Here is a 14241-nt window from a genome sequence, read left to right on the forward strand (position 1 = left end):
CCCGGCATCTCCTGCGACCGGCGATCGGTCTTGGCCGCTCTTGTTTTGTCGAGCGGCCTTTTTTGTGCCCGCTCTGCGCGGAAAGATCCGGCTGGTTGTATTTATGAGACCTGAACCTCGGGGTATGGCGGCCCGGGGTGTCGGCTTACGGCCTGTGGCCTAAGCCGACCGACACGATGCCCCGGGCGGCAGTGCCCTTTCGGGCGGGCGTGAGATGGGGCGCCGGAGCGGGATCCATCCAAACAAAGGCCGCACGCGCCGGGTGGGCGCCTGCGGCCTCGGCGGGTGCCATCAGGCGATGGCCCACTGCCGCGCGGTTTCGCGCTCGTCGAAGCGATAGGTCTTGCATTCCAGTCTGGGTGCCAGCTTGTCGATGACGGCGGTGGCGGTGCGTACGCCTTCGACGTCGGTGACCACAGCCAGCTTGTCGAAGCGATCCCAGTGCCGGATTGCATCCTTCAACTCGCTGAACACGCTCGAAGCCGCCATGCTGCCCAGCGAGTGGATCTCGATGTACAGCCGCAGCCTGTCGTGCTGTGCGAGGCGTTTTTCGATGGTGGCGACAACGTTGGAAAAATCCTGCGCGCCGATTTCGCCGTCGACTTCCAGCGGTACGACATGTTCGGCATCGGATTTGAATGGGGCGATTCGAAGCATGAGGACTCTCAGCTCGATGAATGAAGCCCGACGCTAGAATACGTAGGCCGCCGCGCCCATCCGTGATAAGGCGGAGCCCGCGCCCAGGCCAGGCATAATGCCCGTTGCCGGTCCATTTCTGGTTCATGTCATGAGCGAATCCTGTTTCAGCGGCGGATGGCTGCGCGATATGTCGGCCGCCGCCTGGCATGAGATCGTCGCGCTGCGCGAGGCGGTGTTCGTGGTCGAGCAGGCCTGTGCCTATCAGGAAACGGACGCGCATGATCTCGTGGCCCGTCATCTGAGCCTGCGGATCGATCACGCGCTGGCCGGCTATCTGCGCATCGTGCCCGGTGCGATCCCGGCCATCGGCCGGGTGCTGATCGCGCCGGCGTTTCGCGGTCGGGGGCTGGGTTATCGGCTGATGAACGAGGGGCTGTTCGAAACCCGTCGGCTCTACGGCGATGTCGCCGTGCGCGTGAGCGCGCAGGCGCATCTGCGTGATTTCTATCAGCGGCTCGGGTTCGTGGTCGTCTCGGACGTCTATCTCGAGGACGGCATACCGCACTGCGCCATGCAGCGCCAGCCGGGCGTTGCCGCCCACGCCTGAGCAGCGATGCCCGGCGGGGGCGGGTCGTCAGTCGGCCAGGCGCGGGCCGCGCGCGGCGCCGAGACGCAGCAGGGCATCGGCGTAGTGATCGAATTGCTGCGCGAGATACGCGAACACCGGCTGCAGGTCCAGTTCGCGTGCCAGGCGATGATCGGCGGCCTGGCGATACGCGCGCCGGCCCATGTCCTGATAATAATCGAGCCCGAGCGCGCTGCGGCCGTATTTCAGGCGGTGCTCCACCCAGCGCCGGCCGAGACCGGCCAGATACAGCGCGTAGTTGCCGAGATGGGCATGGACGAGGAACTGGCGTTCGTGCTCGCTTTCGGCGGCCTCGGCCAGCAGATCGACCAGATACTCGAACGATTCGGCCTCGCCGGGCTGGATGCGATACAGCCGGTCCGTGCGCACGAACAGGCTCAGAAGATTCGCGAGATACCGGAGCACGCGTCGCTGCAGATAGGTCCGCGGCGTGGGCAGCAGGCGGCGCAGCATGACGTGGAAATACAGATGTGGCGAAATATCGAGCCAGCCGCCGGTATCGCCGGCCACGCGGGCCACCACGACGTCCCGCTCGAGCAGGGCTTCCAGCGCGGGGGGAATGCCCTGGGTGATCAGCCCGTCGTCGGCTGGTGTGTGCCCCTCGGCCTCGAGCAGAAACGCAATGTCGCGCGCCTGCAACCAGGTGGCGTCGGCGCGCGCGAAATCCGGGATGCGCGGCACCGGCGGGCGGCGGCGCGGCGCCGGTGCCTCGTCGGCGCCGGCCGGCTCGCGTCTGCGGTGGCTGTCGAAGGGAATGATCCTGTCGCTCATCGGGCGTTTCTCGATCGGGGTCCCGCTTTGACGATAGCGCGATTCCGCAGTGTCGTGGTGGTGGCATACTGGGCGGATTCGACGAATCGCCGCGGTTGCGGCAAAGGATGCGCCATTGGCCGAGCCCGTGATCGAAATCCGTGGCCTGAGCAAGACATATGATTCGGGCTTCAAGGCTTTGAACAACGTAGACCTGAGCATCAATCGCGGCGAGATCTTCGCGCTGCTCGGCCCGAACGGCGCCGGCAAGACCACGCTCATCAACGTCCTGTGCGGCATTGTGAACCCGACGGGCGGTACGGCCAGCGCCGGTGGCTTCGACGTAATCCGGGAGTTTCGGGCCGCGCGCCAGAAGATCGGCCTGGTGCCCCAAGAGCTGACCGTCGAGCCGTTCTCCAAGGTATGGGCCACAGTGGCCTTTTCACGGGGGTTGTTCGGCAAGCCGAAGAACAACGCCCATATCGAACGTGTACTCAAGGATTTGTCGCTCTGGGACAAGCGCGGCAACGCCACGCGCGAACTGTCGGGCGGCATGAAGCGGCGCGTGATGATCGCCAAGGCGTTGTCGCACGAGCCCGAAATCCTTTTTCTGGACGAGCCCACCGCCGGGGTGGACGTCGAACTGCGGCGCAGCATGTGGAACGTGGTGCGCGGCCTGCGCGAACACGGCGTGACCATCGTGTTGACCACGCATTATCTGGAAGAGGCCGAACAAATGGCCGACCGGATCGGCGTGATTCAGGACGGCGAGATCCGGCTGGTGGACGAAACGGCGGCGCTCATGACCCAGCTCGGCGAGAAACGTCTGTCCGTGGTGCTGGCCGAGCCGCTGCAGCGCGTGCCCGACTCGCTCGCCGACTACGATCTTCGGCTCGCCGGCGAGGGGCAGCGACTGGTCTATACGTACAACGCCGCCACCGGCACCACGGGCGTGAAGCAGTTGTTCCACGATCTGGATGCGGCCGGCGTGGCGTTCGTCGACGTCGACACCGAGCAGAGTTCGCTGGAAGAGATTTTCGTCAACCTGGTGGGAGCCGATCGATGAACTGGCGTGCCATTCAGACGCTCTATCTGTCCGAGATGGCCCGCACCGGCCGCACGCTCGGCCAGAGCGTGATTTCCCCGGTGATCTCGACCTGCCTGTATTTCGTGGTGTTTGGCTCGGCGATCGGCTCGCGCATCAGCGAAGTGCAGGGCGTGTCGTACGGCGCGTTCATCGTGCCCGGGCTGATCATGCTTTCGCTGATGACCCAGGGCATCTCCAATGCCTCGTTCGCGATTTATTTCCCGAAATTCATCGGCACGGTCTACGAGCTGCTGTCGGCGCCGGTGTCGTTCGTCGAGATCGTGACCAGCTACGTTGGCGCGGCTGCCACCAAGTCGGCCGTGCTCGGCCTGATCATCCTGGCAACGTCCACAATGTTCGTGAGCATCCATATCGCGCATCCGTTCTGGATGGTGACGTTTCTCGTGCTCACGTCGATCACCTTCGCTTTGTTCGGCTTCATCATCGGCATCTGGGCCGACAACTTCGAAAAGCTGACCGTGATCCCGTTGCTGATCGTCACGCCGCTGACGTTTCTGGGCGGCACCTTCTATTCGCTCGATATGCTGCCGCCGTTCTGGCAGAAGGTCACGCTGATCAATCCGGTGGTCTATCTGGTGTCGGGTTTTCGCTGGAGTTTCTACAACACCGCCGACGTCAGCGTGGGCCTGAGCGTGCTCATGATCGGCCTGTTCCTGGCGGTGTGCATCGGCATCGTGGCCTGGATCTTCAAGACCGGTTACCGGCTCAAATCGTGACCGGCCGTCGTGGCCTGGCCCGGCGGCCGCCGCAGGCGCTTATCGCGCGGCCCTCGAACAGGGCCGTGATCGCCGTGTGGGCGACGTTGGCCCCGAGCGGCTCAGCCGCCCGGACAGACCGCGACGCATGGCAAACGGATCTCGCAACCGACGAAAGTATGAAACAAATTATTTGATTAAAAGCATAATAAAAAATATGTTCTATATCGATTCTTCCTGAACCGTTTGTTCAAACCCGAGGTCGTTATGGATCTGTTGCTCAATCCCTCCGTCGACGTGGGCGAGACGCTGGACACGGCCAATGCGTCCGAGCCGCTTCAGTACGTCCGCTTTCGCCACCGAAAAATGGCCGAAGGTGAATCGTTCGCGGATAACAGCGGCGAGCACGAACTGTGCCTCGTACTGCTGTCGGGCAAGGTGACCGTGCGCTGCGGCGATCGCACATTCGAAGCGATCGGCGAGCGCATGAGCGTTTTCGAGCAGGTCGCGCCGTATGCCGTTTATCTGCCCAATGGCATGGACTACAGCGTGGAAGCGCTCACCGCGGTGGAACTGGGCATCTGTGGCGCACCGGGGCATGGCAATCACCCGCCACGGCTGATCGAGCCCGGCCATGTCAAACAGTCGACGCGCGGCGAGGGCGCCAATGTGCGCCATGTTCACGACATCCTGCCCGAGACCGAGCCTGCGGACAGTCTGCTCGTGGTCGAGGTCTATACCCCGGCCGGAAACTGGTCGAGCTATCCGCCGCACAAGCACGACGAAGACAACCTGCCACACGAGTCGTTTCTCGAAGAAAGCTACTACCACCGGCTGAATCCGTCGCGAGGGTTCGGTCTGCAGCGGATATATACCGACGATCGTTTAATAGACGAGACGATGGCGTTCGGCGACGGTAGTTGTGTATTGGTGCCACGCGGGTACCACCCGGTCGGCGCGCCTTACGGCTGTGACCTGTACTACCTGAATGTCATGGCCGGGCCAAAGCGCGAATGGAAATTCACGACCGACCCGGACTTTGCGTGGCTGGTGAAGTAACCGGTCGTACTGTGGGCGCGAGCCCGCCGAAGACAGGAGCGGACATGAGCGACATGAGTATCGATAACGTCTTCCCGAAAGACCGCGATGCCGAAATTGATCGTCAGTGGACGAGTGAACACCCGGTCTGGGCGCGTATCGGCGCGTTCATGGAGCGGGTCGGGACATTCTGCGGTACGCATGCTGCCGGCTATATCGTGCCGGCCGCCGAGGACCGCCGCATTCATTGAATCGCGCCTTACGGCCGATAGGCCGTATTATCGCCGCGAACCACCGCCGTGCCGGACCCGAGACGGATCCTGGCGGATTGCTTCGACGGCGATCAAACCGGCTGGGCCCAGCCGGTTTTTTTATGCAGGCACCGTTGTGGTCCCCTGCTTACCGGGCGCCAATGCCGCCGTCAGATGGCCGCGATAAGCCAAGTGTAACGATTGATTGGCAACATTCGAGAAAAAGGCCCCGCGCTCAGCGGCGGGGCCTTTGCCCAGTCGGGCCGGAAAATGTCAGACCGTGTCAGTGCCTGTTAACACTACCGGCGCAGAGAGCGCCGGCGGCTATTTTCGTGCAAGCCAAGGCGCCGGGAGCGCCGTGTCGCCTAGCTACACAGGCGGGCGGCAACGCGGTATTGCGGGAGCTCGAATATATTCGGGCAGCCCCCGCCCTTCGGGTTGCGCCCAAAATCTGGCCTCGCGGCGTTGCGCAATTTGGCCTTGAAACGACCAAGGCCGGCGCCACGCGCCACGCGCCTTGCGGGATCGCGATTTTGGGCGGCAACGCGACCCACGCGGGTAGTGTTAACAGGCCCTAGTCGGGAAGCTGATAATCGGACGGTTCCCGCGGCATCACGCGGCGCAGCAGGTCGACCGAACGACGCACGCCCTCGTTGCAGGATAGATTCTGGTCCTCGTGCTCGATCGAGAGCGCGCCGTCGGCATAGCCGCGGGCCTGCAGTTGCCAGCAGAACTCGCGCCACCAATCTTCGGGCTGGCCGTAGCCCAGTGTGACGTAGGACCAGCTTCGGTCGAGCACCCTGTCCATCGACCGATTATCCAGCCGTGTGGCATAAGCCAGATTATGACGGTCGATATAGGTGTCCTTGGCGTGCACGTGGTAGATACAGTCCGAGTAGCGGCGGATCATTTCGATCGGATCGCCGCCCATCCAGATGAAGTGGCTGGGGTCGAAGTTCAGGCCCACGGTCGGCCCGACCGCCTCGCGCAGTTGCATGAAGGTCGGCATGTTGTGCACGAGCTGGGCGCCATGCGCTTCGATGCAGAGCTGGTTGATGCCGCGCCCTTCCGCGTAATCGACCAGCTTGCGCCAGTAGGGAATCGCGACGTCTTCCCACTGGTAGCGCAGGATGTCGTGCGTCTCCGGCGGCCATGAGGTCGTGACCCAGTTGGGCATCGAATCACCCGGCGCACCGGCGGGCAGGCCGGACATGAGAACAATGCGCGGCACTTCGAAGATTTCGGCCAGGCGGATGGCGTTGTGCACCACCGTCGACTGGCGCTCGCCGTCGGTGGGGTGCAGCTGATTGCCGTTGGCGTTGAATGCCGAGATCTCCAGCCCGCGGTCACGGATCTTGGCGGCGAGTTCGCGCTGGCGCGCGGAATCCTCGAGAAGCGCATTTACGTCGCCGATATGCGCGGCTGCGCCCCAGTTGCCGACGCAAAGTTCGATCGCATCGAGCCCGAGCTCGGCGCAGTAGTCGAGCATCGCGTCGGTATCCATGTTCGCGACGCTGTCGGTGACCATTCCTATTTTCATCACGCATCTCCTCGGTGATCTGTATGACCGATGTCTTTCGGCGCAAATTAGAATGAAAATTCCATAACTGCAAGCAGGTCACGTATCCGTCGATGGGTCGCGGCGCTGCGCGTTCGCTGGCTCTACTCTTTCGGAATGGCGCGCAGTGGACTCGAAAAATCTACCCGCAGGCCGTTGGGGCCGGCGTGATCGACGACTGAAAATACTGTATTCACGGCGTGCGGAAGGGACAAAGCCGTCGGTGGCGAGCGGCGCGAGCCTCGTGGCTCGACTAAAGTATAAAACGATAGGTTTGTAAAAATAAAAAATAGAAAATAAATTCTAACCATGTCTCGCCCGGTCCGTTCGGAACCGGCGTCATCGTTTCCGAGGAGCCAGTCATGAGCCGAGCGTCGATCAACTGGGGCGTGCTCGGGGCAGCAGAAATTGCCCGCGAGCACACAATCCCGGCGATCCTGGCGGCAGAAAACAGCCGCGCGTATGCGCTGGCCAGTCGCCGAGGCGTGCCCGAGGAACGGGTCGAGCACTTCGGCTCCGAGATCGGATACGGCGATTACGACAAACTGCTGGCGGACCCGCTGGTAGACGCGGTGTACCTGCCGCTGCCCAACGATCTGCATGCCGAATGGACGATCAAGGCCGCACACGCGGGCAAACACGTGCTGTGCGAGAAACCCGCCGCGCTGAATGCGGGCCAGACCGCCGAGGCAATCGCGGCCTGCGCTGCGACGGGCGTGTTGTACATGGAAGCGATGATGTATCAGTTCCATGCACAGCATGCACGTGTGCGGGAGTTGGTCGCGGCGGGCGCCATCGGCGACCTGCGCGGCGTACAGGTGAACTTCACCTTCAACCTTGAAAAGAGTTTGTCGGATTTTCGGCACGGCACGCTCGAGACCGGCGGGGGTAGCCTTTACGATCTCGGCTGCTATTGCGTTCATGTGATCCGCAGCCTGCTCGGTGAGCCGGACCGGGTAGCCACGGTCGCCCGTTTCGCCGGCCCGAATGACGCTGAAATGTCCGCCGCTGCGGTACTTGGCTACGACAACGGCGCCAAGGCCGGCTTCGACTGCGGCATGGATGCCGTCGCCCGGCATGTCTACGAGGTTTACGGCACGGACGGCACCATCCGTGTGCCCAAGGCCTTTGTGCCGCAGGTCGACGGCGACGGCCCGATCGAGATCGTCGATGCCGAGGGCCATACCACCACCGAACACGTGACGTCGTTCCAATACCCGAACGGCGTTGCCCACTTCGCCGATTGCGTGCTGCGCACACGCGCTCCCGATTACACGCCGGAAAACGTACTCGCCAACATGCGGGTGCTGGATGCCTGCATCGAATCGGTGACCACATCCCGCATTGTTGAACTGGAGAAACACTGATGTCCGACCCGATCATGAAACTCGCCATCATCGGCGCCGGGCGTATTGCCCAGGTCCATGCCGCCGCGGCCGACCGCGACTCCCGTATTGCACTGGTCTATGTGTCGGATATCCGGGCCGAGGCCGCGGAGGCGCTCGCGCAGACCTACGGCGCGGCGAGCGTCGATGTCGACACGATCTTCGACGACGCGGAAATCGATGCGGTGCTCATCGCCTCGTCGACGGCAACGCATGCCGAGTTCCTCGAGCGAGCGGCGAAGGCCGGCAAGGCCGTGCTCTGCGAAAAACCGATCGCGCTGGATATCGAACGGACCAAAGCCGCGGTCGACGTGGTCAATGCGAACCCCGTCGCCTGCGCGCTCGGCTTCAACCGACGCCACGATCCGCAGTTCGCGGCACTCAAGGAAGCGATGGACACCGGCCGCATCGGCCGGCTGGAGACGCTGACCATCATCAGCCGCGATCCGGCACCGCCGCCCATCGATTACATCAAGGGTTCGGGCGGGCTGTTCTTCGACATGATGATCCATGACTTCGACGTCGCCCGCTGGCTGCTCGACGAGCCGATCGTGTCGGTGTTCGCAAGCGGCGGGGTGATGGTCGATCCGGCGATCGGCGAGGCCGGCGATATCGATACCGCGATGGTGTTGCTGACCACCGAATCCGGCCGGCTGTGTCATATCCAGAACTCACGGCGCACGGCCTACGGCTACGACCAGCGCATCGAGGCCTTCGGCAGCGCCGGCATGCTGCAGGCCGTTAACGAAACCGAAACCCGTCTGCGCTATACCGGCGAGGCCGGTCAGGTCGACGAGCCGCCGAAACATTTCTTTCTCGAACGCTACGGCATCGCCTACGGCCGCGAGCTGGGTGATCTTTACGATGCCTGGAGCACCGGCAGCGCGCCGAAGGCAACCCACGAAGATGGCTACCAGTCGCTGCGCCTGGCGGCGGCGGCGACGCAGTCGCTTGCTCAAGGGCGCGTCGTGGCCATGAGCGAAATCGGCTGAAGCAGGCGTTTGACCGAGCAGGAGCCAACCATGGCCAATAATCTACGTATTGCGGTGATCGGGACCGGCCGCATGGGCACCGATCACATCAAGCGGCTGACCCATCGCATCGCCGGTGCCGACGTGACCGGCGTGGTCGATATCGACCCGGGGCGCGCCAAGGCCGCCGCGGCGCTGGCGGGCGGCCACGCGAAAGTCTGGGGCGACCCGCACGCCGCGCTGGCCAGCGGTGAGTACGATGCCTTCGTGCTGACGACGCCCGGCATGCTGCATTACGACGTGCTCATGGACGCACTCGACAAGGGCCTGCCGGTGTTCTGCGAAAAGCCGTTGACCGCCGACGCGGCCGCGGCGCGCGAGATCGTGGATACCGAGGCACAGCTCGACGCGCGTCTGATCCAGGTCGGCTTCATGCGTCGTTACGATGCCGGTTATCAACGCCTGCGGCGCTATTTCACCGACGGTTCGCTCGGCGCGCCGCTGATGCTGCACTGCCGGCATCGCAATCCCGATCCGCCGCCGAACTTCACCGATGCGCTGATGATCTATGACTCGGTGGTGCACGAGATCGACGGCGTGCGGTATTTCACCGGCGAGGAAATCACCGAGATCTCGGTGCGCAAGGGCCGTGCGACCACGGCTGGCAACGGCAGGTTGTCCGACCCACAGCAGGTGCTGATGCGTACCGAATCCGGCGTGCTGGTGGATGTGGAAATCTTCGTCAACGCGCTGTTTGGTTACCAGGTGCATACCGAAGCCGTGTTCGAGCGTGGCATCGTGGATATCGGTAACGACGAGGGCGCCTATGTCCGCTCGGCCGGTCGCTGGGGCGGCGAAGTCACGCCCGGTTTCGAACAGCGCTTCGCGGCGGCCTTCGATACCGAGTTCCAGGGTTGGGTGAATCGTCTGCGCGCCGGTGAGGCGCCGGACGGTCCGAGTGCCTGGGATGGCTATGCCGCCGCGGCCTGTTGCGAGGCGGGTGTGAAGGCGCAGGAGGGCGGTGAGACGGTAACAGTCGAACTTGGCTCCGGGCCGACGTTGTATGTCTGATTGCGCGATCGGCAGCCTGGCCATGAGCACCCGCGAATTTCCAGCGTGCCGGGTTATCCCGTCCACGTGGACATGCGCCGAACGCAAAAGGTGTTGTCGATCTTTGCTGCGCTGTTTTTATTTGCGTTTATCAGCGTTCATTTGCGGACGCTTTTTGGGCGATAGGCCCGATGATCGCCTGCCAGCAGGCTAAAGCGCCGACTTTAGTCGCAAAACCATTGAAAACGGGATTCCATCTCGGCAGAATTTGGAATAAATAGTCCACTCCGGAACGCTCTGAAATACTCGTTCCCGGATTTTGGAGAAGCCGATGAACCACAAGCCACTCGACGTCATCTGCCTCGGTCGTGCCGCGGTCGATCTCTATGCACAGCAAATCGGCAGCCGCCTGGAAGATGTGTCCAGCTTTGCCAAGTACCTGGGCGGCAGTTCCGGCAACTGTGCCTATGGCAGCGCGCGGCTCGGGCTGAAATCGGCGATGCTCACCCGCGTCGGCAACGAGCAGTTCGGCAACTTCGTGGTCGAGAAATTCCAGCGCGCCGGGGTCGATACGTCGCACATGCCGGTGGACAGGAACCGCTTTACCGCGCTGGCCATTCTGGCGATCAAGGATCGCGATACCTTCCCGCTGCTGTTCTATCGCAAGGATTGCGCGGATATGGCGATCGCCGCCGAGGATGTCGACCCGGACTGGATCGGCACCGCGCGGGCGCTGGCGATCACCGGCACGCATCTGTCGACCGAGACCACACAGGGCGCCTGTCGGGCCGCGCTCGATGCGGCTAAGAAACATGGTCTCAAGCGCATCCTCGATATCGACTATCGCCCGGTGCTCTGGGGCCTGGCCGAACTCGGCGACGGCGAGACGCGTTACGTCGACGACGCCGAGACCACGGCCCATCTGCAGCGCTGGATCGGTGATTTCGACCTGATCGTCGGCACCGAGGAAGAATTCCATATCGCCGGCGGCACGACCGACACCATCGCCGCGCTCAAGAAAGTGCGGGAACTGTCCGACGCGGTGCTGGTCTGCAAGCTGGGCGCGCTGGGCTGCACGATCTTCGAAGGCTCGGTGGGCGATTCGGTGCACGACGGTGTGCTGGTCGAAGGTGTGAAGGTCGAGGTGCTCAACGTGCTGGGCGCGGGCGATGCGTTCATCTCCGGTTTCCTGCGGGGCTATCTGCGCGACGAGTCGTGGGAGACGTGCGCGACCTATGCCAATGCCTGCGGCGCGCTGGTGGTGTCGCGCCACGGCTGCGCGCCGGCCATGCCGACCGAGGCCGAGCTGTTCGATTATCTGACGCGCCGGGACGAAGTGCCGCGTCCGGATCAGGACGCACGCCTGAATGATCTGCATCGCAAAACCACGCGCTATCCGGCCGAATGGGGTCCGATCTACGGCCTGGCGTTCGATCATCGCCTGCAGCTTTTCGACATGGCCGGCGAGCTGGGCGTGGACGCGGCCCGTCTGTCGCCGCTCAAGGAGCTGCTGGTGGCCGCGGCCGAACAAGGCCTGGCAAAAGCGGGCGTTGCCGGCACGCCGGCGGTGCTCTGCGACGACGTCATCGGCCAGGACGCGCTCAACGCCATGACTGGGCGCGGCTGGTGGATCGGCCGACCGGTGGAAGAGCCCGGTTCGCGGCCGCTGCGGTTCCAGCACGGTGACGACATCGGCAGCCAGCTTCTGAAATGGCCGGCCGAGCACATCATCAAGTGTCTGGTGTTCTATCACCCGGACGACGAAATCGGGCTGCGTCTGGAGCAGGAAGACAAGCTGCGCCAGCTCGACGAAGCCCGCCGCGTCACCGGCCACGAACTGCTGGTCGAAGTGATTCCGCCGAAGGATAGGGCCGACGACGACGCCACCGTCGCGCGCAGCCTGCAGCGGTTCTATCACCTCGGCATCCGGCCCGACTGGTGGAAGCTGCCGCCGATGAGCGCCGCTGCCTGGCGGGCCGTGCGCGGCGTGATCGAGCGCCACGACGATCATTGTCGCGGCGTGGTGCTGCTGGGTCTCGATGCGCCGATGGACGATGTAAAAGCCGGCTTCCGCGAGGCGAGTGCCTCCGCGATCTGCCGCGGCTTCACGATCGGGCGGACGCTGTTCGCGGGGCCGGCCCGCGACTGGCTGGCCGGCGAGCTGGACGACGACGCGTTCGTCGCCGCCGTATCGGACAACTACGCCGAGCTGATCACCACCTGGCGCGATGCCGCCGGCGAAACGGACAACCCGCGTTCCGCAGGAGCTTTGGCATGAGCCGACCGCATACCATTCGCCTGACCATGGCCCAAGCGCTCGTCCGCTATCTGGCGGCGCAGCGCATCGAGATCGACGGGCGCCGCGAGCGCCTGTTCGAAGGCTGCTTCGCCATCTTCGGCCACGGCAATGTGGCCGGCATGGGCGAAGCGCTTTATGTCGAACGCGAGACGTTTCCGACCTGGCGGGCCCACAACGAACAGGGCATGACCCATGCCGCCATTGCCTTCGCCAAACAGCATCGGCGCCGGCGCATGATGGCTTGCACTACCTCCATCGGCCCCGGGGCGCTGAATATGGTGACGGCCGCGGGCCTGGCGCATGCCAATCGCCTGCCGGTACTGCTGCTGCCGGGGGACACGTTCGCGACCCGCAAGCCGGATCCGGTACTGCAACAGGTCGAGCATTGCGGCGCGCCGTCGACCACGGTCAACGATGCCTTCGTGCCGGTCTCGCGTTATTTCGATCGCATCACGCGGCCGGAGCAATTGCTGACCAGCCTGCCGGCAGCGATCGATACGCTGCTCGATCCGGTCGACTGTGGCCCGGCGACGCTGGCGCTGCCCCAGGACGTGCAGGCCGAGGCCTACGATTTCCCGGCCGCATTCTTCGACGAGCGCCTGCATCGCATTCGCCGCCCGGGACTCGATGAGGCCGAGCTCGCTGCCGCCGTCGAAACCCTCAAGAGCGCCGAGCGGCCGCTGCTCATCGCGGGCGGCGGCGTACTGTATTCCGCCGACGCCTGCGACCGGCTCGCCGCTTTCGCCGGGCGCCACGGCATCCCGGTGGCCGAAACCCAGGCCGGCAAGGGCAGCCTGCGGGCCGATCACCCGAACAACGTCGGCGCGATCGGCGTCACCGGCTCGACGGCCGCCAACGCGCTGGCCGAACAGGCCGACGTCATCGTCGCGCTCGGCACGCGACTGCAGGATTTCACCACCGGCTCGCGTGCTCTCTACATGGATCATGGCCCCACGCTGCTCGGCATCAATGTGGCCCGATTCGATGCCGCCAAACACGGCGGGCAATCGCTGGTGGGCGACGCCGCCGTGGCGCTCGAAGCACTGGAAGCGGGGCTTGCCGGTTGGCAGTCGGATGCCGGGTGGCAGGACAAACTGGCCGACGAACGACGCGACTGGCTCGCCATCGTCGAACGCGTGACCGCGGACGACGGCGCGGCGCGCCCGGCCGACAGCCAGGTGCTGGGCGCGGTCAACCGCGCGGCCGGCGAGAACGGTACGGTCGTCTGTGCCGCGGGCGGGCTGCCGGGCGAGCTGCATAAGCTTTACCAGACGACCGGGCCGGGCAGCTATCACGTCGAATACGGCTTTTCCTGCATGGGCTATGAAATCGCCGGCGGCATGGGCGTGAAGATGGCCGCGCCCGAGCGCGACGTCTATGTGACGGTCGGTGACGGCAGCTATCTGATGCTCAACTCCGAACTGGCGACGTCAGTGATGCTCGGCCACAAGCTGATCGTGGTGCTGCTCGACAACCGCGGCTACGGCTGCATCCATCGGCTGCAGGGCGCCACGGTGGGCGTGGAATTCAACAACCTGTTCGAGGGCTGCAATACCGCGCCCGACGGCGCGCCGGAAATCGATTTCGCGGCCCACGCCAAAGCGCTTGGCTGCGAAGCGGAGTGGGTCGACGGCATCGGCGGGCTCGAGGCGGCGCTGGATCGCGCCAGGGCCGCCGACAAGACTTATCTGATCGCGCTCAAGACCGATGCCGACAAGGCAACCGCGGAGGGCGGCACCTGGTGGGATGTGCCGGTGGCCGAGATATCCAGCCGCGAGGCCGTCACCGAGCGCCGCGCGGGCTACGACAACAACAAGCAGCGTCAGCGTTGAGCCGTCGCGCAAAGGAGAT

Annotated in this window: 13 protein-coding genes; 10 read left to right on the forward strand and 3 right to left on the reverse strand. The window is 64.2% G+C overall.

Translation table 11 applies throughout. The features are described from left to right. Window positions 1-291: 291 nt before the first annotated feature. A complete protein-coding gene (locus ACS8YF_RS02880) occupies window positions 292-657 on the reverse strand; it encodes an STAS/SEC14 domain-containing protein (protein ID WP_440848712.1) in 366 nt (121 codons plus the stop codon). Between the two features lie 130 nt (window positions 658-787). On the opposite strand from ACS8YF_RS02880, the gene ACS8YF_RS02885 reads away from it, so the two are divergent. Next, window positions 788-1246: a GNAT family N-acetyltransferase gene (locus tag ACS8YF_RS02885; protein WP_440848713.1), complete on the forward strand. Its 459-nt coding sequence runs from the start codon at window positions 788-790 to the stop codon at window positions 1244-1246. Between the two features lie 27 nt (window positions 1247-1273). Here the strand turns inward: ACS8YF_RS02885 and ACS8YF_RS02890 are convergent, their stop codons facing one another. Beyond that, a complete protein-coding gene (locus ACS8YF_RS02890) occupies window positions 1274-2056 on the reverse strand; it encodes a hypothetical protein (protein ID WP_440848714.1) in 783 nt (260 codons plus the stop codon). Window positions 2057-2171: 115 nt separating this feature from the next. Here ACS8YF_RS02890 and ACS8YF_RS02895 point away from each other — a divergent pair, with 115 nt between their 5' ends. The 4 genes from ACS8YF_RS02895 to ACS8YF_RS02910 all read left to right on the forward strand — a co-directional run bounded on the left by ACS8YF_RS02895 (window position 2172) and on the right by ACS8YF_RS02910 (window position 5127). After that, window positions 2172-3101 (forward strand): ABC transporter ATP-binding protein, encoded by a 930-nt coding sequence (locus ACS8YF_RS02895; RefSeq protein WP_440848715.1) that lies wholly within the window; start codon window positions 2172-2174, stop codon window positions 3099-3101. After that, window positions 3098-3859 carry an ABC transporter permease gene (locus ACS8YF_RS02900; RefSeq protein ID WP_440848716.1) on the forward strand — a complete coding sequence of 254 codons (762 nt, stop codon included), beginning with the start codon at window positions 3098-3100 and terminating at the stop codon, window positions 3857-3859. The genes ACS8YF_RS02895 and ACS8YF_RS02900 overlap by 4 nt, the downstream gene beginning before the upstream one ends. 246 nt (window positions 3860-4105) lie before the next feature. Then, the gene (gene iolB / locus ACS8YF_RS02905) at window positions 4106-4897 is read left to right on the forward strand and encodes a 5-deoxy-glucuronate isomerase (RefSeq protein ID WP_440848717.1); all 792 of its coding nucleotides are present in this window, start codon (window positions 4106-4108) and stop codon (window positions 4895-4897) included. 44 nt (window positions 4898-4941) lie between these two features. Beyond that, window positions 4942-5127: a hypothetical protein gene (locus tag ACS8YF_RS02910; RefSeq protein ID WP_440848718.1), complete on the forward strand. Its 186-nt coding sequence runs from the start codon at window positions 4942-4944 to the stop codon at window positions 5125-5127. Window positions 5128-5701: 574 nt separating this feature from the next. Here the strand turns inward: ACS8YF_RS02910 and ACS8YF_RS02915 are convergent. After that, the gene (locus tag ACS8YF_RS02915) at window positions 5702-6667 is read right to left on the reverse strand and encodes a sugar phosphate isomerase/epimerase family protein (RefSeq protein WP_440848719.1); all 966 of its coding nucleotides are present in this window, start codon (window positions 6665-6667) and stop codon (window positions 5702-5704) included. Between the two features lie 380 nt (window positions 6668-7047). On the opposite strand from ACS8YF_RS02915, the gene ACS8YF_RS02920 reads away from it, so the two are divergent. The 5 genes from ACS8YF_RS02920 to iolD all read left to right on the forward strand — a co-directional run bounded on the left by ACS8YF_RS02920 (window position 7048) and on the right by iolD (window position 14222). Then, complete coding sequence (locus ACS8YF_RS02920; RefSeq protein ID WP_440848720.1) at window positions 7048-8052, forward strand: Gfo/Idh/MocA family protein; 1005 nt, start codon at window positions 7048-7050, stop codon at window positions 8050-8052. After that, window positions 8052-9062, forward strand: a complete 1011-nt coding sequence (gene iolG, locus ACS8YF_RS02925) for an inositol 2-dehydrogenase (protein WP_440848721.1) — start codon at window positions 8052-8054, stop codon at window positions 9060-9062. Before ACS8YF_RS02920 ends, iolG begins: the two co-directional genes overlap by 1 nt. 30 nt (window positions 9063-9092) lie before the next feature. Next, on the forward strand, window positions 9093-10112 hold the full coding sequence (locus ACS8YF_RS02930) for a Gfo/Idh/MocA family oxidoreductase (RefSeq protein WP_440848722.1): 1020 nt from the start codon (window positions 9093-9095) through the stop codon (window positions 10110-10112). A gap of 310 nt (window positions 10113-10422) precedes the next feature. After that, complete coding sequence (locus tag ACS8YF_RS02935) at window positions 10423-12369, forward strand: bifunctional 5-dehydro-2-deoxygluconokinase/5-dehydro-2-deoxyphosphogluconate aldolase (protein ID WP_440848723.1); 1947 nt, start codon at window positions 10423-10425, stop codon at window positions 12367-12369. After that, window positions 12366-14222, forward strand: coding sequence for a 3D-(3,5/4)-trihydroxycyclohexane-1,2-dione acylhydrolase (decyclizing) (iolD, locus tag ACS8YF_RS02940; protein ID WP_440848724.1), 1857 nt, complete (start codon window positions 12366-12368; stop codon window positions 14220-14222). The genes ACS8YF_RS02935 and iolD overlap by 4 nt, the downstream gene beginning before the upstream one ends. The last annotated feature ends 19 nt before the right edge of the window (window positions 14223-14241 follow it).

The organism is Salinisphaera sp. SWV1 (assembly GCF_052044155.1).
Taxonomy (GTDB): Bacteria; Pseudomonadota; Gammaproteobacteria; order Nevskiales; family Salinisphaeraceae; genus Salinisphaera.

Coding starts and splice junctions, on each gene's coding strand:
- ACS8YF_RS02880 (WP_440848712.1), bottom strand. CDS start 657: ATGCTTCGAATCGCCCCATTCAAATCCGATGCCGAACATGTCGTACCG.
- ACS8YF_RS02885 (WP_440848713.1), top strand. CDS start 788: ATGAGCGAATCCTGTTTCAGCGGCGGATGGCTGCGCGATATGTCGGCC.
- ACS8YF_RS02890 (WP_440848714.1), bottom strand. CDS start 2,056: ATGAGCGACAGGATCATTCCCTTCGACAGCCACCGCAGACGCGAGCCG.
- ACS8YF_RS02900 (WP_440848716.1), top strand. CDS start 3,098: ATGAACTGGCGTGCCATTCAGACGCTCTATCTGTCCGAGATGGCCCGC.
- iolB (WP_440848717.1), top strand. CDS start 4,106: ATGGATCTGTTGCTCAATCCCTCCGTCGACGTGGGCGAGACGCTGGAC.
- ACS8YF_RS02910 (WP_440848718.1), top strand. CDS start 4,942: ATGAGCGACATGAGTATCGATAACGTCTTCCCGAAAGACCGCGATGCC.
- ACS8YF_RS02915 (WP_440848719.1), bottom strand. CDS start 6,667: ATGAAAATAGGAATGGTCACCGACAGCGTCGCGAACATGGATACCGAC.
- ACS8YF_RS02920 (WP_440848720.1), top strand. CDS start 7,048: ATGAGCCGAGCGTCGATCAACTGGGGCGTGCTCGGGGCAGCAGAAATT.
- iolG (WP_440848721.1), top strand. CDS start 8,052: ATGTCCGACCCGATCATGAAACTCGCCATCATCGGCGCCGGGCGTATT.
- ACS8YF_RS02930 (WP_440848722.1), top strand. CDS start 9,093: ATGGCCAATAATCTACGTATTGCGGTGATCGGGACCGGCCGCATGGGC.
- ACS8YF_RS02935 (WP_440848723.1), top strand. CDS start 10,423: ATGAACCACAAGCCACTCGACGTCATCTGCCTCGGTCGTGCCGCGGTC.
- iolD (WP_440848724.1), top strand. CDS start 12,366: ATGAGCCGACCGCATACCATTCGCCTGACCATGGCCCAAGCGCTCGTC.